Here is a 19,109-nt window from a genome sequence, read left to right on the forward strand (position 1 = left end):
TCATATCGGCCGTTCGCGACACCGCCGCTGACGGTTTGGGTGGCTCCGGAGGCGGGGCAGGCGGGAAGGAGTTGAGGGGACTTCGCCGCCTCGCGTCACTGATCGAGACGGCCGGCGACGGCGCGCATGGCGCGGCCGACGGCCTGGAGGTCTTCCGGCGCGATCACGTCCACGAAGTGTTCGCGGACGGTGCGGAGGTTGTCCGGTGCCGCGCGGAGCAGGGTCTCGTGCCCTTCGTCGGTGAGCCGGGCGCGCACGCCACGGCCGTCGTCGGCGGTCGATTCCCGCTGGACGAGGCCGCGGGTCTCCAGTCCGTTGACGCGATGCGAGAGCCGGCTGCGCGAGTAGTACGCCGATTTCGCGAGGTCCGCCATGCGCATCGACCTGTCGGTTGCTTCGGACAGTCGCACCAGGAGTTCGAACTCCGCCAGGGAAAGCCCGTGCTCCTCGCGCAGCCGCCGGTCGAGCAGGTCGATGAAGCGCACCGATCCTTCGATGAACGCCCGCCAGTCACGCTGCTGTTCCGTGTCGAGCCAGTTGGTCACGGCCACACCGTAACAGTTGACGCCTTCAACCACTTCGGTCTAGCTTTGGTTGAAGACTTCAACTAGATGGGGAGCGAGCACGATGGTGAACGAAGCCTGGGTCATGCAGGAGAAGGACGCGGAGGTCATCGAGAAGCCCGCGTTGTGGTTGCTGGCCGACGGCGAGCACACGGGCGGGTTCCTCGGCGCGAACCGATTATCCCTGCGCGCCGGCGAACCCGGTACGAAACCGCACTATCACAAGAAATCCGCCGAAGCCTTCTACGTGCTGGAGGGAGCGTTGCGGATGCTGATGGGCGCCGAGACGCTCACGGTCGAGCGGGGTGGCTACGTGGTGGTCCCGCCGGGTGTCCGGCACGCGTTCGCGGCGCCGCCGGACGTCGCCGCGGACGTCCTCATCACGCTGGCGCCCGGCGTCGAACGGTTCGGCTATTTCCGTGTCCTGCCCGAGATCCTGCGGGGGAACGTCGCACCGGAGGAGGTCGAGCGCATTCACGAACGGTATGACGTCCACTTCGTCGACGCGCCGGAATGGGACGAGCGCGTCCGCTAGCTTGAGTTTTAACCTGTTCGTCGTGGTCGAGGTGTGCGCGGCTTGGTGTTCTTGCGGCGTTTGGGCTAGCCGTTCAGTTCGACCGGACCAGGCGCGGGAACCCTGCCGCGTGGAGCCGACGGGTGGCTTCGTCGTCGATGCTGATCCTCCTGACCGAGCCGGCGCCCAGTCCGGTCATCACCATCGCGACGAGCATGAGGGGGGCCAGCACCGTGCGCACGAGCATGGCCCAGCAGGCCGCCGCGCCGACCCGGCCGCCGTCCTTGATCCGGACGAGCCGGGTCCCGGTGAGGACGGCGCCGAGAAGGCGGCCATTGCCGAAGAACAGGCCATAGAGCACCGGAACGGTGATCAGCAGACCGAGCAGTGTCAGGAGCGCCGCCTCGTCGGGCACCGCGCTGTCGCGGGTGACCACCGCGAACACGACGAAACCGATCGCCGCGCTCAGCAGATAGACGGCGAAGTCCACGAACCAGGCCGCCAGTTCCGCCCACTCGCTTGCCGAGACATAGAGGGTCCCGTCGTCGAACGCGCCGAGTCGTTTCGCGACCTTCGGGCCGAGTACGCGTTCGACCTGCTCCTTGGCGACGTCCAGCCGTCCGGTCATGGCGTGCCCACCCGTCTCATGTCGTCGCCGCGTGCGCGGACACTATGCGGGAGAGCCCGGGCTGTGGTGTGAACAGCCCACAGTGACCGCTCGTTCCGGGATCCGCCCGTGCGGCGGACATGCTTCGATATGAGACCACGGGTGAGGAGGTCCATGGCGGGCGGAAGTGAGGTCCACCGGCGGCCACTGACGAGTTATGTCGGCCGCGCGGACGACGAGAACGAGGTACGACGGCTGCTCGGCGCGGGACGTTCGGTCACCTTGACCGGGGTGGGCGGCGTGGGCAAGACACGGTTGGCCGCTCAGGTGGCCAGTTCGCTCACCCGAGCCTTCCCGGGTGGCGTGGCGGTCGCCGGATTGGGGGAGTTGCGGGACGAACGGCTTGTCGCGCGCACGGTCGCCGACGGCCTGGGCCTGCACGACACGGCGGGGCGGACCGACCTGGAGGCGGTGGTGTCGTACCTGCGTCCCCGGCGGTCGTTGCTGGTGCTGGACAACTGCGAACATCTCCTCGCCGGAAGCGCCGACCTGGTGACGGCGTTACTGCGTGACTGTCCGGATCTCGTGGTCTTGGCCACCAGCCGTTGCTCGCTGGGGGTCCCCGGCGAGCACGTCCTGTCGATCCCGCCCCTGGCCGTACCCCACGAACAGAACACGACATCCCAGGAGGCACTCACGTTCGGCGCGGTACGGCTGTTCGCGGAGCGTGCCGCAGTCGTCGTGCCCTCGTTCGAGGTCACCGAAAACAACGTCGCGGACGTCGTACGCCTGTGCCGGCGGCTCGACGGCCTGCCGCTGGCGATCGAGCTCGCGGCCGCCCGGATCCGCGTCCTGTCGCCGTCGCAGATCGCGGACCGGGTCGAGAACGACCCGGGTGTACTGGCCACCGGTCTCCGGGCGCCCGTCGAGCGGCATCGGACGCTGCGCGCCACCCTCGACTGGAGCCACTCCCTGTGTACCGCGACCGAGCGGATCGTCTGGGCGCGCTGTTCGGTGTTCGCCGGGCAGTTCGACCTGTCCGCGGCCGAGGACGTCTGTACCGGAGACGGCGGGCTGGACGCCATGGCCGTGCTCGACGCGGTGGACGGCCTGGTCGACAAATCGGTGCTCGCCCGCATCGACGGCACGGACAGGGTGCATTACCGGATGCTCCGGCTCATCCGTGAATACGGCGGCGGGCGGCTCGCCGATTCCGGTGACGAGCTCGCCATCGCGAGGAAGCATCGTGATCACTACGCCCGGCTGATCGAACAGGCCGCCGACACCTGGTTCGGACCGGGGCAGGACGACGCGTACGAGCGCCTGATCGCGGCGCACGCCGACATCCGCGAGGCGCTGTCTTGGTCGCTCCGCGCCCCCGGGGAAGGCCCGGTGGCGCTGGAGATGGCCACCGGCGTGATCGAGTACTGGGTGGCCCGCGGCGCGGCCTGGGAACTGCGTGACTGGATCGATCGGGCCCTCGACGCGGTCTCGCCGGACACCCGGGGCCGGGCCCGTGGCCTGGCGATCGCGGCCCTTTGCGCCGCGCTGCACGCGGATCTGCCGCGTGCCAGGCGGCGGCTGACCGCCGCCGAGGCGATCGAGGACGATGAAGCCTTGCCGTACATCGCCCACGCGCGGGCCTTCGTGCGGATGCTGTCCATCGAGCCGGACTCGATGACTCAAGCGGCGGAGGCCGTGCGGATCTTCGGTGAGCGAGGGGATGTACGGCGCCAGATGCACCCGATGTTCCTTCAAGGGGTCGCACTGGCTTACCGGGGCGACCTTCCGGGAGCGCGGGCGTTGCTGGGTTCGATGCGCCTGCTGTGCGAGGAAGCGGGGGAGTTCCGGTATCGCTCCATGGCCCTGTTCGGTATGGGGGTCGCCGAGGTCTGCTTCGGCGGCGACCTCGACGACGGCGAACGCTTCATCCGTTCCGCGCTGGAGATCGACCTCCGCACGTCCGACGTGCTGTCCGCGGCGTACCGGGTGGACGGTCTGGCCTGGGTTTCCGCGCGGCGCGGGGAATGGGTCCGGGCGGCGGAGCTGTTCGGAACCGCCGCCACGCTCTGGGACCGCTGCAACGCCGTGCCCGATGTGGCCGTCACCGCGACCCACACGACGTTCTCCGAGGCCACCCGGAAAGCCTTGGGAGCCGAGAAGTTCGACGCCGCGTTCGCCGAAGGACGCCGGCGGAATCCGCACGATGCCCTGGCGGGCCCGCAGGCACGCCCGGAAGTCCCGTCCGACGGTCTCCCGCCGCTGACGCCGCGCGAGTCGGAGATCGCGTGGCTGGTCGCGGCGGGGCTGAGCAACCGGGAGATCGCCGCGCGACTGGTCATCGCGCGGCGCACGGTGGAGACACATCTGCAGCACATCGCGCACAAGCTCGACTTCGCCAACCGGACGCAGCTGGCCGTCTGGGTCGAGCAGCGAGACGCCGCCCGTAGGACGCGGTGATCAGCCGATCGGGCAAGTTCCCCGGTACACGGCGATCTTCGGATCGTTCGCCGGAAGCGGGCACAGGAACCGGTCGTACCTGGTGTCTTCGTCCACGAAGCGTTTCAGCCACGAGATGCTGTACTTCGCGATGGTCACGTTCGGTTTCGTCGGCACCAGATGGCCTGCCCCGGCCAAAAGCACGTACGCCTTGTCCAGCGACTCGGGGAGGCTTTGGTAGAACGGGCGGGAATAGGTGCCGTCCGGCGCGATGAAGTCGTTCTGCGCACTGACGACGAAGGTGGGGACTTTCAGATCGGAGAACGTCGTGTTCGGATTCCAGCCCGTCAACGGGATCGCCGCCTTCAACGCCGGTGCCTTCTGTGACGCGATCAAGGCACCGCCGCCGCCCATCGAGTGTCCCATGACGGCGAGCCTGTCCCGGTCGACGCGGCTCTTGGCCTGACTCGTTTCGGTGACGTAGCGCAGTGCCGCGAGCAGTTGCTCGGACCGGTTGTCCGGAGTGTCCCAGGTGCTCTTCGTCGAGAACGTGATGACGACGAAACCCTGGGAGGCCAGGCGCGGGCCGTACCACGCGATCGCCGCCTCGGATTCCAGGAAGCCGGGGGCGATCGCGATCGCGCCGAACGTGCCCTGGCGGGTGTCCGTCGGATAGTGGATCGTCCCGGCGCCGAAACCCTGTCCGGCCGGGACCTTCTCGGTGGCGATCTCGAACGAGCCGCGGTCCCCTTCGATCGTGGCCGTGGTCGGCTCAGGGCCGCGGGCGTAAGGACTTTCCCCGGCGGCGGCCGGTACCGACACCAGTAGTGCGGTCACCGCGCCGACGACCGCGGCGGTCCACTGTGGTCCACGCTTCATTGCGCTTGTCCTCTCGGGAGAACCGTTCCGAGGATGGAACGGTTTCCCAGATATAGCGGGACCGCGGCCGGGCGCGCGTCGTGGAAACTACTGAGAGGTGACGGCCTCCTCGGGTCGCTTTCTCGAAAATGTCATGCGAAGAAGAATTCCGCGACGTGCGAGTGTCATGCCGGTGAGACCGAGTTCAGGCTCCCGGCCGGTTCCCGGTGGGGATCGTGATGCGGGTCGTCGTCGGTGAGGTCCCCTTGTTGAGGAACAGCATCGCCAGCGCGCGCACCAGTTGGTCGAACATGTAGAAGCCCGCGGGTATGACGGGGATCAGCCCTTCCCGGAACGCGATGTACGCGGGCCACGCGGTGCGGATGAGGGCGGCGGAAGCGTAGTCGCGGCGCAGTCCGAGCCAGTCGCCGATCGCGTCGCTCAGCACGTACCGCACGAACTCGTTGAGGAATCCGCGCGTGACGCCCAAATCGACCTGTGCGGTCAATCCGAGCAGGTCTTCGGCGAGTTCCTTGCCCTCGTGCGACGGGGCAAGGATCGGGGTGAGCACCTGCGCCGACTGCGCGTGCGCGGCGGCCCACGTCTGCGGGATGAACTCCTCCCGCACGCCGAGCAGATGGATCGCGACCTGCCACATGTGGAGGAAGGCGGCCTCGTCCGCGGCCGACATCGGGACCTTCCAATCGCGCAGCTTCTGGTGCACGAAGGTGCCGAGACTGTGGAAGGTGACCAGGATGTCGCCGTTGCTGATCGGGATCCGTTCGTCCGCGACGGCCTTCCAGTGCGCCGACTGCGGCAGCAGGTGCCGTACCGCGGCGTGCACCAGCCGCGTCTTGTTGGCGGTGACCACGAACTGGCCGTCGGGCTCGAAAGCGTTGAGGTCGCTCAGGTCGTAGCCGAAGGTGAAGGTCTTGGCGGCGCGGTCCTGCATGTCGGCCCCGCCCGCGGACCAGTAGACGGATTTGGCCTCGCGCGGGATGACCGTGCTCATGATGCCGCTGCCGAGCCCGTACAGCATGAACAGATAGGTGTCCTTGCGCCGGTTGAAATCGGCCGCGCGACGCAGCTTCGCGGGGTCGGCCCAGGACGGCAACTTGGTGACGCGCTGGAGGTAATCCGCCAGATCGGCGGGAAGGCCCCCGGGCAGCGGATCGTTGTTGTCCACCCACGGACCGATCGCGGTGTTGACCGCCGGAACCTGGCCGGCCTCGAGGACCGCCGCCATGATGCGGTCGATTTCGTCGTCCCACACCCACCAAGGGTCGGCGGCCGACCCGGTCCGGGTCTCGCCCCAGGCGGGGGCGACGCTCGCCGCGCCGACAAGGCCCAACGCGACGCCGAGGGACAGAACATTCCTCCTGCTGAGATCGCTCATTTACTTACCTAACTTCCTTGGTAGGTTCGGGACGCTTCCGTCGCGTCCGATGAGTGATTCCTGATTAACATAACGAAGCGGTCCGGTGGTCGGCAAGGGAGGCCCCGACCTGAATCGGTCCCCTTCGGCCGAGGTCAGACTCGTTTCTCGTCCAGATCGCGAAGGGCGCCCTTGAGTACTTTCCCGCCCGCGTTGCGGGGAAGTTCGGGTACCATCACGAGATCCTTGGGCAGCTTGAACGACGCGAGCCTGCCGTCGAGGAACGTGGTCAGTTCCCCCAGCGACAGTTCGGCCTCCGGCGGGGTGGTGACGAACGCGACCGGCACCTGGCCCCAGCGTTCGTCGGCCCTGCCGATCACGGCGACCTCCAGTACCGACGGATACGCGGAAATCGCGTTCTCCAGTTCGGCGCAGTAGATGTTCTCGCCACCGCTGATGATCATGTCCTTCTTGCGGTCGACCACCCAGACGAAGCCGTCTTCGTCCTGCGTCACCAGGTCGCCGGAGTGGAACCAGCCGCCCGCGAAGGCTTCCGCGGTCTCCTGCGGTTTGTTCCAGTAGCCCTTGGCCACGGTGGGGCCGCGGTAAACGATCTCGCCCACTTCTCCCGGTGCGACGTCGTTCATGTCGTCGTCCACGACGCGGTATTGGAGGGTCGGGATCGGCTTGCCGACGGAACCGAGCTTGCGCACCGAATCCTCGCCGCTGAGCACGCAGGTGATCGGGGAGGTTTCGGTCTGGCCGAACACGGCGACGTTGAGCGCGCCGGGGAACTTCTCGGCCATGGCCAGCAGGGTCGCCCGGCTCGCGGGCGCGGCGCCCCAGCTGATGATCCGCAGCTTCAGGTCCCGCGCGGCGATATCCGGCTGGGCGCAGATCTGGTCCCACTGCTGGGGAACGTTGAACACCACGGTGGCGCCCTCGCGTTCGTAGGCGTCGAGCACCGCTCGGGGGTCGAAGGCGCCCAGCGGGTGGATCACGACCACGCTGCCGACCAGGAAGTTCGCCACGATCGAACCGAGGCCCGCGATGTGGAAGAAGGGCGCGGTCAGGAAACCGACGTCGGAATCGTCGAAGATCTTCATCGCCCGGATGCAGGTGAGCGCCTGCAGCTGCATGTTCCGATGGGAGAGCAGCACGCCTTTCGGCCTGCCGGTGGTGCCCGAGGTGTACATGATCAGCGCCGTCGACTCCTCGCTGACGTCGGGCAGTTCCATCGGCTCCCGCGCGTTCAGGAATTCCTCGTACGCCGTGCGGCCCTCGTCCGGCTCGCCGACGACGAGCACCGTCCCGATCGCCGCGGCGCTCGGCGCGGCCTCGAGCAGGGGGAGCAGCCGCGCGTCGACGACGATGGCGGACGGCGTGCAGTCGGCGAGGATGTAGTCGAGTTCCGCGGGCGCGAGCCGGAAACTGAGCGGGACGGCCATGGCGCCCAGGCTGTTCGCCGCGAACACGGTTTCCACGAACCACGGGTGGTTCAGGGTCAGCGTGGCCACGCGATGGCCTTCGGCGACACCCTCTCCGGAGAGGGCGGCCGCCAAGCGCAACGACCGCTGCGACAGCTGTGCCCAGGTGGTCGTCTCCCCGAGGTGACGCAGGGCGGGCTTGTCCGGTCGCGTCATCGCGTGCGTGGCCGCGTGCGCCATCCAGTGGTGCCGGAAGGACGAGGCGGGAGCCGAAGCGGTCGACATGGCCATCCTCAGGTGTCGGAACGGTACTGGTCGCGAGGCCAGTATGCATGCCAAGCCGCCGGTTGAGAAGCGATAAGTTAATCGAGAATCACATCGTTGGCCGGTCGGCGCCGGGCGGTTCGGGCGGTGTTGATCCGGTTCGTGGTTGACTTCCCCGCATGGTGAGCGCCGACTCGACCGCGGCCGTCCGGCCCCGCAACCGCAAGCAACTGATCGTCGACGCGGCCGGTCGGATCTTCAGCGAACACGGGTACCACGCGGCTTCGATGGAGGAGATCGCCGCCGACGTGGGCATCACCGCGGCGGCCCTGTACCGGCACTTCCCGAACAAGTACGCGCTGTTCGCCGCGTGCGCGAACGTGATGGCGGACCGGCTCGCCGCCACCCTCGACGAGGTGCCGCCCGGCGCGCCGCTGGCGGACGTGCTCGCCGCCGTCACCCAGGGCACGGTGACCCACCGCGCGTCGAGTGGCCTGTACCGCTGGGAATCCCGGTATCTCGACAGCGACGACAGGCACGCGCTGGGGGAGAAGTTCGCGAGAGTCGTCGACCGGGTGACCGAGGCGGTGCGGCGGGAGTACCCGCTCCCCGACCCGGGACTGCGGGCGGTGGCCGCGCTCGGGGTGATCGGGTCCATCACGATGCACCGCACGTCGATCGCCCAGCGCCGCGTCGAAGAGGTACTGGTGGAGTCCGCCCTGCGGGTGGTCACGACCGACCCGACGGCGAGCGTCGCGGGCGCGGGCGCCGTCGAGCTGCCGTCCCGGCCCGTGCCGCGCACACGGCGTTCGGAGATTCTCGCGGCCGCCATCCCGCTGTTCGAACGGGACGGCTTCGCCAACGTCACGAACGGACGGATCGCCGAAGCCGTGGGGCTGGTCCCGTCCGCGCTCTACCGGTATTTCCCCGGCAAGGCCGACATTCTCGCCGCCGCCTGTCTCCAGGCCGCGGGGATACTTGCCCAAGCGGTGGAACAGAACCTTCACGGGGTCGACGGTCCGCACGACGCCCTGCTCGCGCTGGCGCGGACCTATGTGGCCTACAGCTTCGAACACACCGCGCTCACCAGCGTCGCCAACGCCGAACTGGCGGGCCTGCCCGCGGCTCTGCAGCGGCCGTTGGTCAGCGCGCAGCGCGAGCACATCGCCGTCTGGGAACAGCAACTGCGGTCGGCGCGGCCGGAACTCGATCAGCGTCAGGCGAGGGTGCTCGTGCACGCAGGTTTCGGCGTGGTGGTCGAAGCAGGCCGGAGGGTGCGGTGGGAGGACGTCCCCGCCAACCGTGACGCCGTCAGCGCGCTGCTCGTGGGCGCGTTGGGAGTCTGACCCCGGCTGTCAGGGTTCGCGGTAGCCGAGGCCGGCGGAAACCTGTTGTGCCGCACGGCCGACGACGCGGTTCAGGCCGCGCATCCGGGCGGCGGGCATGTACGGCCGGGTCGCCGACACACTGATGGCACCGGCGATCGCGCCGGTGGCGTCCCGGATCGGCGCCGCGACGCAGCGGATCCCCGGCTCGTTGTCCTCGAGGTCCATCGCCACCCCGGACTCCGCGTACTCGCGCATCCGCGCCAGGAACGCGTCGAGGTCTTCAGGGTGCACCCGGCCCGGTTCCGCCGGGGTCTCGGCCAGGTACAGCTCCCGCCATTCCGGCGAGGAGTCCAGCAGGAGCGCCATGCCGACACCGGTGCGGGTCAAGGGCATCCGGTGCCCGATCCGGGAGCGCATCTCCGCGCCCCGTGAACCCGGCAGCTTGTCCAGGTACAGCACCGAATCCCCGTCTCGGACGGCGAGGTGCACCGTGTCGCGCAACTGGGCGGCCAGTTCCTCCAGTACCGGCCGGGCGACCACCGGCAGCGGACTTCCGTGCAGGGCCTGGAAACCCAATTCGATCAGGGTGGGACCGAGTGCGTACCCGTCCCGTCCGCTGCGCAGGTAGCCCTCGCTCACCAGCAGCTGGACGAGCCGATGCGCCGTGCTGCGGCCCAGCCCCGTGCGCTCGATCAAGGTGCGGAGATCGGTCGCGCCGCCCGCGACGGCGCGGATCACCGCGAGACCGCGGGCGAGTGTCTGGGTGCCGGGCGGCGCTGGTTCGGCCATGCCCGGATCCTACATATAGGGACGGCGGTCGCATTATCGGGAACGCCGCCGCACGATGTCGCTCGTGACGGACATCGGACCCGCCTTGATCGCGCTCGACTGGGGAACCACCGGTCAGCGTGCTTGGCTGCTCGGCAGGACCGGCGAGATCCTGGCCGCCCGCGACACCGGGCGCGGACTGCTCACCACGACCGAGGACGTGGACCCGCGGGACCCGCGGGCCAGGGCCGCCGCCTACGAGGCGGCCTTCCGGGAGACCTGCGGCGACTGGCTCACGGCGTTCCCCGGGCTGCCGTCCATCGCCGCCGGCATGGTCGGCAGCGCGCAGGGCTGGGCCGACTCCGGCTATCGCACCGTCCCGGCGAAACCGGACTTCCCCTCGCTCGTCCCGGTGCCCCATCGCGACGGCGTGCTCCATCTCGTGCCGGGACTGCGGATCCCGTCCGGTGAGCACCCCGGCGACGTGATCCGCGGTGAGGAAACGCAACTGGCCGGCGTGCTGGAGGCGCTCGGCGAACCCGCCGGGCCGCTCACGGTGGTGCTGCCCGGTACGCACAGCAAATGGGTCCGTGTCGAGAACGGGCTCGTGACGGACTTCGCCACCGCGATGACCGGCGAACTGTACGGATTGCTGACCACGCACGGCATCCTCGCCCGCACGGCCGCCGGCCCGGTCCCCGACGACGAGGCGTTCTCGCGGGGTTTGGCTGCGGGGCGGCGTTCGCGAGGGCTCGCCACCGAGGCGTTCGGCGCGCGCCCGCTCGTGCTCGACGGCGTACTCGAACCGGCGTCGCTGCCGGACTACCTCTCGGGCGTGCTGATCGCCGACGAGGTTTCCCATCTGCTGCGTGACTCGGATACCCGCGTGGTGCTGTGCGGAGCGAGCGAACTTTGCCGTCGCTACGCCGCCGCACTCGCCGAAAGGGGAGTGGAGGCGACCGTGCTGTCCGAGGAGATCACCGCCAGGGGGCTGTGGCGGATCGCGACGGCCGCCGGACTGCTCGAAGACCGTCTCGAAAGGACAGTGAAGCCGTGACCGGTTTGATCGCGATCCTGCGCGGAGTGACCCCGGCCGAGGTCGTCGGCGTCGGCAGGGCTCTCCTCGACGCGGGCTTCCCCGCCATCGAAGTGCCACTGAATTCGCCGGAACCGTTCGAGAGCGTCCGCCTGCTCGCCGACGCGTTCGGGGAGCGGTGCGCGATCGGCGCGGGCACCGTGCTCACCACCGAAGACGTCGGGCGGGCGCGCGAGGCCGGCGCGCGGATGATCGTGGCGCCCAACGGTGACCCCGCGGTGATCTCCGCCGCCGTGGCCGCGGGCATGACGCCGTATCCCGGCGTGGCCACGCCCACCGAAGCGTTCGCCGCGCTGGCCGCGGGTGCCCGGCACCTCAAGCTGTTCCCCGCCGGCGCGGTCGGGATCGGGGGGATGAAGGCGTGGCGCGCGGTGCTGCCGCGCGAGGTCGAACTGCTGCCGGTCGGCGGCGTCGACGCGACGAACCTGGCGGCCTGGGCCGCCGCCGGTGCGGCCGGGGCGGGGCTGGGTTCCTGCCTCTACCGCCCGGGTGACAGCGCGGACGCGGTCGCCGTCCGTGCTCGCGAATTCTCCGAGATCTGGCACCAGGACTAAGGAAGAAACCGATGAAGATCGTGTCAATGACGACATATCAGGTGCCGCCCCGCTGGTCGTTCCTGAAGATCGAGACCGACGAGGGCGTCACCGGCTGGGGAGAACCGGTCCTGGAGGGCCGGGCCGCCTCCGTGGCCGCCGTCGTGGAGGAGCTTTCCGATTACCTGATCGGCAAGGATCCTTCGCGGATCGAGGATCTGTGGACGGTCCTCTACCGTGGCGGGTTCTATCGCGGCGGTGGTATCCACATGAGCGCGCTGGCCGGCATCGACCAGGCTTTGTGGGACATCAAGGGCAAGGCGCTTGGCATGCCGGTCCACGAACTGCTCGGCGGCCGCGTGCGCGATCGGATCAAGGTGTACTCGTGGATCGGCGGCGACCGTCCCGCCGAGACCGCTCGCGCGGCACGTGACGTGGTGGACCGCGGGTTCAGCGCGGTGAAGATGAACGGTACCGAGGAACTGTCCTATCTGGACACGTGGGACAAGGTCGATCGCTGCGTGGCCAACGTCGACGCCGTCCGCCGGGCGGTGGGCCCGAACGTCGGCATCGGGGTGGACTTCCACGGTCGCGTGCACAAGCCGATGGCCAAGGTCCTGCTGCGCGAACTGGAGCCGTACCGGCTGATGTTCGTCGAGGAACCGGTGCTGTCCGAGCACGTCGACGGCTTCGCCGACGTCCTCCGCAATTCGCCGATCCCCATCGCGCTCGGCGAACGGCTGTACTCGAGGTGGGATTTCAAGGCTGTCCTGGCCTCGGGCGCCGTCGACATCATCCAGCCGGATCCGTCGCACTGCGGCGGCATCACCGAAGCGCGCAAGATCGCGCACATGGCCGAGGCCTACGACGTCGGGCTGGCCCTGCACTGCCCGCTCGGCCCGATCGCGCTGGCGGCCTGCCTGCAGATCGACGCGGGCTGCTACAACGCCACGATCCAGGAACAGAGCCTCGGCATCCACTACAACACGAGCAACGACCTCCTCGACTACTTGGCCGATCCGTCGGTGTTCGCCTACGACGACGGGCAGGTCGCCATCCCCGGCGGGCCGGGTCTCGGCATCGAGATCAACGAGGAGTACGTCGCCGAACGGGCGGCCGAGGGACATCGCTGGCGGAATCCGGTGTGGCGGCACGCCGACGGCTCGTTCGCGGAATGGTGAGCGCGATGACCACCTCCGTCCACACCGGACTCGCCACCCGTCCGTCCCGGTACCGGGTGCTCATCGCGGTGATGCTGTTCGTCACCGTCGTCATCAACTATCTGGACCGCTCGAACCTGTCGATCGCGATGCCCGCGATCGCCGGCGAACTCGAGCTGTCCAAAGCGGAACAGGGCCTGCTCCTGTCTGCCTTCGGCTGGACGTACGCCGCGTTGCAGCTTCCCGGCGGCTGGCTGGTCGACAAGATCCCGCCGCGGCTGCTCTATCCGGCCTGCCTGATCCTGTGGTCGCTCGCGACCTTGTTCATGGGGGTGTTCGGCGGGTTCGTGGCGCTGATCGCGTTGCGGCTGATGGTCGGTGTCTTCGAAGCGCCCGCCTATCCGATCAACAGCAAGATCGCGACCGTCTGGTTCCCGGAACGCGAACGTGCCACGGCGATCGGTTTCTACACCTCGGGCCAGTTCATCGGCCTTGCCCTGCTGACGCCCGTGCTGTCCTGGTTGCAGACCGCGCTGTCGTGGCATTGGGTGTTCATCGCCACCGGCGTGGTCGGCATCATCTGGGCGGTGCTCTGGTACGCGAAGTACCGCGAGCCGCGCGACTCGCGGGCCAACGAGGCCGAGGTGGAGCTGATCCGCTCCGGCGGCGGCCTGGTGGACCTGCCGACCGAGCGGCCGGAGCGGGCGCGGATCACGCGCGCGGATCTGGCGACCGTGCTGGGCAGCCGGAAGCTGTGGGGAATCTACTTCGGACAGTTCTGCCTGACCTCGACGCTCTGGTTCTTCCTCACCTGGTTCCCGACGTATCTCGTCGAATACCGGGAGATGGACTACATCAAGTCCGGCTTCCTGGCGTCGTTGCCGTTCATCGCGGCACTGATCGGCGTGCTGGCTTCCGGTGTGCTGTCGGACTTCCTGGTCCGGCGCGGCGCCTCGCTCGGAGTGGCGCGCAAAGGCCCGATCATCGCCGGGCTGCTGCTGAGCACTGTGATGGTCGGTGCCGGTTTCACCGACTCGACCACACTGGTCATCGTGATCCTCTCGATCGCCTTCTTCGGAAACGGTCTCGCGTCGATCACCTGGTCGCTCGTCTCCGCGCTGGCGCCGCGACGGCTGCTCGGGCTGACCGGCGGGATGTTCAACTTCATCGGGAACCTGTCGTCGATCGCCACGCCGATCGTCATCGGCCTGATCGTCACCGATGACAGCTTCGCGCCCGGCTTCGCCTACATGACCGTGATCACGGTCGCCGGGATCCTGTCGTACGTCTTCCTGGTCGGCAAGGTCGAACGGGTCGCGGAGCGGGGTGTGACCAGCACTACATAGATACCCCCTAGGGGTACTTGTGCCACGTGCGCCCCGAGGCCTAGGTTCATCTCCGTCAGATACCCCCTAGGGGTAACTAGGTCTCGAAAGGACGGACGTCATGGCGGAGACAACCCCGGACCCACGACGGTGGTGGGCGCTGGGACTCATCGCGTTGGCCCAGTTCATGGTCATCATGGACACCTCGATCATCGGCGTCGCACTACCCGCCATGCAGCAGGACCTCGGGTTCTCCCCAGGGGATCTGTCGTGGGTGTTCAACGCCTACGTCATCGCGCTCGCCGGGCTGCTGCTGCTCGGCGGACGCCTGTCGGACCTGTTCGGCGCGCGGAAGATGTTCACCGCGGGCTGGGTGGTCACCCTCGGCGGCTCGGTGGTCGCCGCGGTCGCGGGCACCGCGTGGGTCGAACTTCTCGGGCGGGTGCTGCAGGGCGCGGGCGCGGCGCTGATCGCGCCGTCCGCGCTGACCCTGCTGATGATGCTGTTCGGCGCGCGTCCCCGTGAGCTGACGAAGGCGCTCGCACTCTACGGCGCGGCCGCTCCCGCCGGTGGTACCGCCGGGGTGTTCCTCGGCGGCGTGATCACCGAGTGGCTGTCGTGGCCGTGGATCTTCTGGCTTTACGTCCCGATTTCCCTGGTCGCGATCGTGGCGACGGGCAAGCTGATGCCGTCCGCCCCCGCCCGGCGTGGTTCGGTCGACCTGGCCGGCGCCGTCGCGGCGACCGCCGGCCTCGGGCTGACCGTGTTCGGCGTCGTGCGGGCACCGGAAGCGGGCTGGTCCGCGGCGGGCACCTGGGGTGCGCTGGCAGGCGGTATCGCGCTGCTCGCGGTGTTCGTGCTGATCCAGCGCAGGCGGGAAGTTCCGTTGGTGCGGCTGGGTATCTTCCGGACGCCGAACCTCGGTGGCGCGAACCTCGCGCAGTTCCTGCTCGGCGCGGCGTGGATCCCGATGTGGTACTTCCTCAACCTGTACCTGCAGCAGGTCCTCGGATACGGGGCCTTCGCCAGCGGCGCGGCGTTGCTGCCGATGACGGTGCTGATCGTGGTGCTGATGGTCGCGGTCGCGCCGCGGTTGATCGGCCGGTTCGGGCCGAAGAAGATGATCATCGGTGGCTTGTGGGCGCTCGCGGCGGGTCTGGTGTGGCTGTCGTTCGTCAGCCCGACCGGCAACTTCGTCGTCGATGTCCTGCCCGCGTCGCTGGTCGCGGCACTCGGCCAGGCGCTGGCGTTCATCCCGTCGCTGGGCACCGCGATCTCGAGCGCGAAGCCGGAGGAAGGCGGGCTCGCGTCGGGCATCGTGAACACCTCGTACCAGATCGGGTCGGCACTCGGTCTGGCCGCGATGACCGCGGTCGGCGTGTCCTTCGGCGCGGGGCGGATCGGTGACCCGATCGCGTTGACCGGCGGGTACTCGGCGGCGTTCCTCGGGGCCGCGGGCATCGCGATCGCGGGTGGCTTCCTTGCCATGGCCACCCTGCGCGCTCCGAAGCCCGCGCCCAGTGACGCCGGCGGAGGTGAACCGGCGGTGCTGCGATGACCGGCTGTATCCCCGTGTGGAGGGCGAGACCGTTCCAGGTCCGCCCTCCACACGGCGTTTCAGTGGCGCCGGGCTCACATTTCGCGGGGCTGCTTCGTCGGATGGGCAGAACACCCCTTACGACAAAGGAGATCGCGATGAACGCCCGGCTCGACTATTTCGGCAACCCGGTCGGTGGCAAGTTTCTCAAGGCTCTCGTCTCGGCGAACAGGGCGCTGGTCGACTCGCCGCTGCCGCTCACGATCCAGGAGCTGGTACGGATGCGCGCGAGTCAGATCAACGGATGCGCGGTGTGCCTGGACATCCACACCAAGGAAGCCGCCGCCGCGGGCGAGACGGACGTGCGGATCAATCTGGTCGCGGCGTGGCGGGAGGGGACCGTCTTCACCGAGCCCGAGCGGGCCGCGCTGGAGCTGGCCGAGCAGGCCTGCCGGATGGCCGACGGCGGCGTCGTCACCGATGAGGCATGGGCGAACGTCGCCAAACATTTCGACGAGGACCAGCTCGCCGCGCTGGTGGGCGTGATCTCGCTGATCAACGCCTTCAACCGGTTGAACGCCATCGTCCAGAACCCCGCCGGGGACTACCGGGTCGGCCAGTTCGCCTGACCTCGATCGACGGGAGCGACCATGACCAGCACAGAGACAGCGCGCAATCGGGCGGCGTTCGCCCGTTTCCACGACGCGACCAACACCGGCAGCGTCCAGCTCATCGAGAAGACGATCGACGACGTCGTCGCTCCGGACCTGGTGTTCCACGCGCCGGTGCCGATGGACACGACAGGGGCGGAGGCGCTGAAACAAGTGTGGACGGTGCTGCTTCGCGCCTTCCCCGATCTTCGGGTCAAGGCCGAAGACGTGCTCGCCGACGGGGACAAGATCGTCTGCCGGAACACCGTCACCGGCACCCACCAAGGTGAGTTCCGTGGCCTGCCCGCCACCGGAAAGCAGGTCTCCTACGGCGAGATCTTCATCTTGCGGTTCGCCGGAGGGCGGATCACCGAGATCTGGGGTGTCGTCGACGTCCTCACCCAGCTGCGGCAACTCGGCGCCCTCCCGGCGTAGCGGTCACGCGTCCGTCCAAGGCCGGAGCTTCTCGGGATTCCGTACTCCCCAGATGTGCCGGATCCGGTCTTCGGCGACGTGGAACGCGAATACGGCGACGGTCAGCTCGGCCTGCCGGAGCACCAGGCCGGGCCGGCCGTTGACGGTCTGCTCCAGAAGTTCGAGGCCGGACGTCTTCTCCGCCACCGACATGACATAGGACGCGACCTCCTCGCGGCCCTCGAAGGGGTGGAGCGCGGCGCTGACGAGCCCGCCACCGTCGCCGACCGCCTTGACGTCGGGATCGAGGAGACCGATGAGCGCCTCGATGTCCTTGGCCTCCCAAGCCTTCTTGAAATCCTTGACGAGATCGGCCTGCCGGGCGATCGGGGCCGCGGAAACCCGGGTCGCCCGGATGCGACGGCGTGCCGAGGAAGCGAGCTGACGGCACGCGGCCGGGGTGCGGCCGACGATCTCCGCGACCTCGGCGAAGGCATAGCGGAACACGTCGTGCAGCACGAACGCGACCCGCTCGGCCGGGGTCAGCGATTCGAGTACGACGAGAAACGCCATGTTGATCGACTCGTCGAGGGTGATCCGGTCGGCGGGGTCGGTCGCCGGAGGTCGTCCGGTCGTCCATTCGACCCGCCCCGGCAACGGTTCGGGAAGCCATTCGCCGACGTAGCGTTCCCGTCGCGCGCGTGCCGAACCGAGGAGATCCAGGCAGATGCGGCTGGCGACCGTCGTCAGCCAGGCACCGGGGGACTCGATCGCGTCGCGCCGGGCGGGGGACAAGGCGTACCAGCGGGTGTAGGTCTCCTGCACCACGTCCTCGGCCTCGGACAGGGAACCGACCAGGCGATACGCGAGCCCGATCAGCTGACGCCGCTCACTCACGATCGCCTTCAGGCCCGGATCTTGTTCTTGTTCGGATGGCTGGTTCATCGGATTCGCCCCCCTGTTCGCGTGCGCTGTCCCGGGTACGACGAGACACCGCCGCCGGATGTGAGGTCCCCTCGCCTCCGGCGACGTCGTCAAGGTGGCGATCTCCGGACCTACGCGTTCGCCGTGCGGGGGAAGTCCTTGCGCTTGATCTTGGCCCGGCGCCCGTCCGGATGGTGGAAGACGACGCCTTCGGCCGTATGCCCCGGAGAGAACCGGCTGTCCAATGTGGCGAGGAAGTCCCGGAGTTCGTGGTAGCTGCGCGGTACTTCCGGCAAGGCAGGTGCCTGGAAGTCGAAGGGGACACACCGATGTTCTTCCAGCCCAAGGGGGTTGCCTTGGATGCGGGGACCGAGTGCCTCGCTCGGATGTTCCCCGTCCGGCCAAGCGGAGACGTTGGTGTTCCCCGCCGCCGCGAGGATCCACTTGTCGTCGGCGGATTCACTGTCGGTGTCGACGTACCAGCCGTCCACGATGCCCTGCTGTTTCTGCGCCTTGCTCGGATTGCGGCGCTTCTCGACCCGGACCACCTGACCCGCGCGCACGGTCAGCCGGACGTTGGTGCCGTCGAGCTTCTCGGTGCCGACCCCAGCGCCTTCGAAGACCCACGCGCACTCGGCGCGAGGTCTGTCGACGACGTGGAAGCGCTCATCGCGCTCGAAAAGCGTGGGGATCTTCTCCATGACGGTCTTCCCTTTCACGACTTGCCCGATGAGTTCCTCCGGAGTGATGGCGCCGACGGCCAGGCCGCCGGCGAGCGCCCGTATCAGCTCCGCCACCGGAACGTCGGCTTCGACCGCCACATGCTTCAGCGCCTTCTTCTCTTCCGGGGAGATCCAGGCGACCAGCCGCGACCATCCCTCGGGAGGAGTCCATCGGGCCAGCGCCGCAGGGTCCTTGCGCGGCCTGCCCCGTCCTCGTGCCTGCTCCACGGCTGAACCGTAGTCAGGCGCTAGGAGTTGTGTCAATTGGCATAACAGAAAACGCTTGAGGGGTGATTCGGGTGGTGGTGAGGGGGAAGGCGAAGGTGGCGGGGTTGCGAAAGCCACTTTCGCAACCTTGAAGGTTGCGAAAGTGGCTTTCGCAACGTCGGGGGCAGGGGTGCGGTAGCGAAGAAGGGGGCCTTCGCTGCGCCGGTGCCTTCGCGGGACCCATGGTCGGGTTGTGTCGCGAAAGCCACTTTTGGGGCACCGCATTTGCTTACCCACTACTCGGGGCTCGCGCTCTGAGATCCCCTTGGTCGTCGTGTGGCCTTAGGCGTGACACGCGTGATTGGAAGCGGAACTCGCGTGATTGGAAGCGGAACTCA

Annotated in this window: 18 protein-coding genes; 10 read left to right on the forward strand and 8 right to left on the reverse strand. The window is 68.5% G+C overall.

Annotated elements, in window-relative coordinates:
• Positions 1-95: 95 nt before the first annotated feature.
• Positions 96-545, reverse strand: a complete 450-nt coding sequence (locus DL991_RS37955) for a MarR family winged helix-turn-helix transcriptional regulator (protein WP_125789164.1) — start codon at positions 543-545, stop codon at positions 96-98.
• An 82-nt stretch (positions 546-627) separates the two neighbouring features.
• Between DL991_RS37955 and DL991_RS37960 the strand changes: the two genes are divergently transcribed.
• On the forward strand, positions 628-1,098 hold the full coding sequence (locus tag DL991_RS37960) for a cupin domain-containing protein (RefSeq protein WP_125789165.1): 471 nt from the start codon (positions 628-630) through the stop codon (positions 1,096-1,098).
• Positions 1,099-1,171: 73 nt separating this feature from the next.
• On the opposite strand, the gene DL991_RS37965 is transcribed toward DL991_RS37960, so the two are convergent.
• Positions 1,172-1,705: a hypothetical protein gene (locus DL991_RS37965; protein WP_125789166.1), complete on the reverse strand. Its 534-nt coding sequence runs from the start codon at positions 1,703-1,705 to the stop codon at positions 1,172-1,174.
• A 153-nt stretch (positions 1,706-1,858) separates the two neighbouring features.
• On the opposite strand from DL991_RS37965, the gene DL991_RS43915 reads away from it, so the two are divergent.
• On the forward strand, positions 1,859-4,144 hold the full coding sequence (locus DL991_RS43915; RefSeq protein ID WP_125789167.1) for a LuxR C-terminal-related transcriptional regulator: 2,286 nt from the start codon (positions 1,859-1,861) through the stop codon (positions 4,142-4,144).
• On the opposite strand, the gene DL991_RS37975 is transcribed toward DL991_RS43915, so the two are convergent.
• The 3 genes from DL991_RS37975 to DL991_RS37985 all read right to left on the reverse strand — a co-directional run bounded on the left by DL991_RS37975 (position 4,145) and on the right by DL991_RS37985 (position 8,068).
• Positions 4,145-5,002 (reverse strand): dienelactone hydrolase family protein, encoded by an 858-nt coding sequence (locus tag DL991_RS37975; protein ID WP_125789168.1) that lies wholly within the window; start codon positions 5,000-5,002, stop codon positions 4,145-4,147.
• Positions 5,003-5,186: 184 nt separating this feature from the next.
• Entirely contained in the window at positions 5,187-6,377 is a 1,191-nt protein-coding gene (locus DL991_RS37980) for an oxygenase MpaB family protein (protein WP_125789169.1), read from the reverse strand.
• A gap of 134 nt (positions 6,378-6,511) precedes the next feature.
• Entirely contained in the window at positions 6,512-8,068 is a 1,557-nt protein-coding gene (locus tag DL991_RS37985; RefSeq protein WP_125789170.1) for a long-chain-fatty-acid--CoA ligase, read from the reverse strand.
• 158 nt (positions 8,069-8,226) lie between these two features.
• Here DL991_RS37985 and DL991_RS37990 point away from each other — a divergent pair, with 158 nt between their 5' ends.
• Positions 8,227-9,393, forward strand: a complete 1,167-nt coding sequence (locus DL991_RS37990; RefSeq protein WP_370309106.1) for a TetR/AcrR family transcriptional regulator — start codon at positions 8,227-8,229, stop codon at positions 9,391-9,393.
• 9 nt (positions 9,394-9,402) lie between these two features.
• Here DL991_RS37990 and DL991_RS37995 read toward each other — a convergent pair whose 3' ends face one another.
• On the reverse strand, positions 9,403-10,164 hold the full coding sequence (locus DL991_RS37995; RefSeq protein WP_125789171.1) for an IclR family transcriptional regulator: 762 nt from the start codon (positions 10,162-10,164) through the stop codon (positions 9,403-9,405).
• Positions 10,165-10,219: 55 nt separating this feature from the next.
• On the opposite strand from DL991_RS37995, the gene DL991_RS38000 reads away from it, so the two are divergent.
• From DL991_RS38000 to DL991_RS38030, 7 genes are all read left to right on the forward strand, one after another.
• On the forward strand, positions 10,220-11,200 hold the full coding sequence (locus DL991_RS38000) for a 2-dehydro-3-deoxygalactonokinase (protein WP_125789172.1): 981 nt from the start codon (positions 10,220-10,222) through the stop codon (positions 11,198-11,200).
• Positions 11,197-11,793 (forward strand): 2-dehydro-3-deoxy-6-phosphogalactonate aldolase, encoded by a 597-nt coding sequence (locus DL991_RS38005; RefSeq protein WP_125789173.1) that lies wholly within the window; start codon positions 11,197-11,199, stop codon positions 11,791-11,793. Before DL991_RS38000 ends, DL991_RS38005 begins: the two co-directional genes overlap by 4 nt.
• 11 nt (positions 11,794-11,804) lie before the next feature.
• On the forward strand, positions 11,805-12,953 hold the full coding sequence (dgoD, locus tag DL991_RS38010; protein WP_125789174.1) for a galactonate dehydratase: 1,149 nt from the start codon (positions 11,805-11,807) through the stop codon (positions 12,951-12,953).
• Between the two features lie 5 nt (positions 12,954-12,958).
• Positions 12,959-14,278 (forward strand): MFS transporter, encoded by a 1,320-nt coding sequence (locus DL991_RS38015; RefSeq protein WP_199754236.1) that lies wholly within the window; start codon positions 12,959-12,961, stop codon positions 14,276-14,278.
• Positions 14,279-14,378: 100 nt separating this feature from the next.
• Positions 14,379-15,815, forward strand: coding sequence for an MFS transporter (locus tag DL991_RS38020; protein ID WP_125789176.1), 1,437 nt, complete (start codon positions 14,379-14,381; stop codon positions 15,813-15,815).
• Between the two features lie 137 nt (positions 15,816-15,952).
• Entirely contained in the window at positions 15,953-16,423 is a 471-nt protein-coding gene (locus tag DL991_RS38025; protein ID WP_125789177.1) for a carboxymuconolactone decarboxylase family protein, read from the forward strand.
• 21 nt (positions 16,424-16,444) lie between these two features.
• Positions 16,445-16,879 (forward strand): ester cyclase, encoded by a 435-nt coding sequence (locus DL991_RS38030; protein ID WP_125789178.1) that lies wholly within the window; start codon positions 16,445-16,447, stop codon positions 16,877-16,879.
• Between the two features lie 3 nt (positions 16,880-16,882).
• On the opposite strand, the gene sigJ is transcribed toward DL991_RS38030, so the two are convergent.
• Both sigJ and DL991_RS38040 read right to left on the reverse strand, forming a co-directional pair.
• Entirely contained in the window at positions 16,883-17,803 is a 921-nt protein-coding gene (sigJ, locus tag DL991_RS38035) for an RNA polymerase sigma factor SigJ (protein WP_125789179.1), read from the reverse strand.
• A 110-nt stretch (positions 17,804-17,913) separates the two neighbouring features.
• On the reverse strand, positions 17,914-18,732 hold the full coding sequence (locus tag DL991_RS38040; RefSeq protein WP_233599242.1) for an RNA ligase family protein: 819 nt from the start codon (positions 18,730-18,732) through the stop codon (positions 17,914-17,916).
• Positions 18,733-19,109 lie beyond the last annotated feature (377 nt).

It is taken from the genome of Amycolatopsis sp. WAC 01375, from assembly GCF_003947325.1.
Lineage (GTDB): Bacteria > Actinomycetota > Actinomycetes > Mycobacteriales > Pseudonocardiaceae > Amycolatopsis.

What these genes read in the sequence shown, in the direction of transcription:
- DL991_RS37960 (WP_125789165.1), top strand. Translation starts at nt 628, where the DNA reads ATGGTGAACGAAGCCTGGGTCATGCAGGAGAAGGACGCGGAGGTCATC.
- DL991_RS37965 (WP_125789166.1), bottom strand. Translation starts at nt 1,705, where the DNA reads ATGACCGGACGGCTGGACGTCGCCAAGGAGCAGGTCGAACGCGTACTC.
- DL991_RS43915 (WP_125789167.1), top strand. Translation starts at nt 1,859, where the DNA reads ATGGCGGGCGGAAGTGAGGTCCACCGGCGGCCACTGACGAGTTATGTC.
- DL991_RS37975 (WP_125789168.1), bottom strand. Translation starts at nt 5,002, where the DNA reads ATGAAGCGTGGACCACAGTGGACCGCCGCGGTCGTCGGCGCGGTGACC.
- DL991_RS37980 (WP_125789169.1), bottom strand. Translation starts at nt 6,377, where the DNA reads ATGAGCGATCTCAGCAGGAGGAATGTTCTGTCCCTCGGCGTCGCGTTG.
- DL991_RS37985 (WP_125789170.1), bottom strand. Translation starts at nt 8,068, where the DNA reads ATGTCGACCGCTTCGGCTCCCGCCTCGTCCTTCCGGCACCACTGGATG.
- DL991_RS37990 (WP_370309106.1), top strand. Translation starts at nt 8,227, where the DNA reads ATGGTGAGCGCCGACTCGACCGCGGCCGTCCGGCCCCGCAACCGCAAG.
- DL991_RS37995 (WP_125789171.1), bottom strand. Translation starts at nt 10,164, where the DNA reads ATGGCCGAACCAGCGCCGCCCGGCACCCAGACACTCGCCCGCGGTCTC.
- DL991_RS38000 (WP_125789172.1), top strand. Translation starts at nt 10,220, where the DNA reads ATGTCGCTCGTGACGGACATCGGACCCGCCTTGATCGCGCTCGACTGG.
- dgoD (WP_125789174.1), top strand. Translation starts at nt 11,805, where the DNA reads ATGAAGATCGTGTCAATGACGACATATCAGGTGCCGCCCCGCTGGTCG.
- DL991_RS38015 (WP_199754236.1), top strand. Translation starts at nt 12,959, where the DNA reads ATGACCACCTCCGTCCACACCGGACTCGCCACCCGTCCGTCCCGGTAC.
- DL991_RS38020 (WP_125789176.1), top strand. Translation starts at nt 14,379, where the DNA reads ATGGCGGAGACAACCCCGGACCCACGACGGTGGTGGGCGCTGGGACTC.
- DL991_RS38025 (WP_125789177.1), top strand. Translation starts at nt 15,953, where the DNA reads ATGAACGCCCGGCTCGACTATTTCGGCAACCCGGTCGGTGGCAAGTTT.
- DL991_RS38030 (WP_125789178.1), top strand. Translation starts at nt 16,445, where the DNA reads ATGACCAGCACAGAGACAGCGCGCAATCGGGCGGCGTTCGCCCGTTTC.
- sigJ (WP_125789179.1), bottom strand. Translation starts at nt 17,803, where the DNA reads ATGAACCAGCCATCCGAACAAGAACAAGATCCGGGCCTGAAGGCGATC.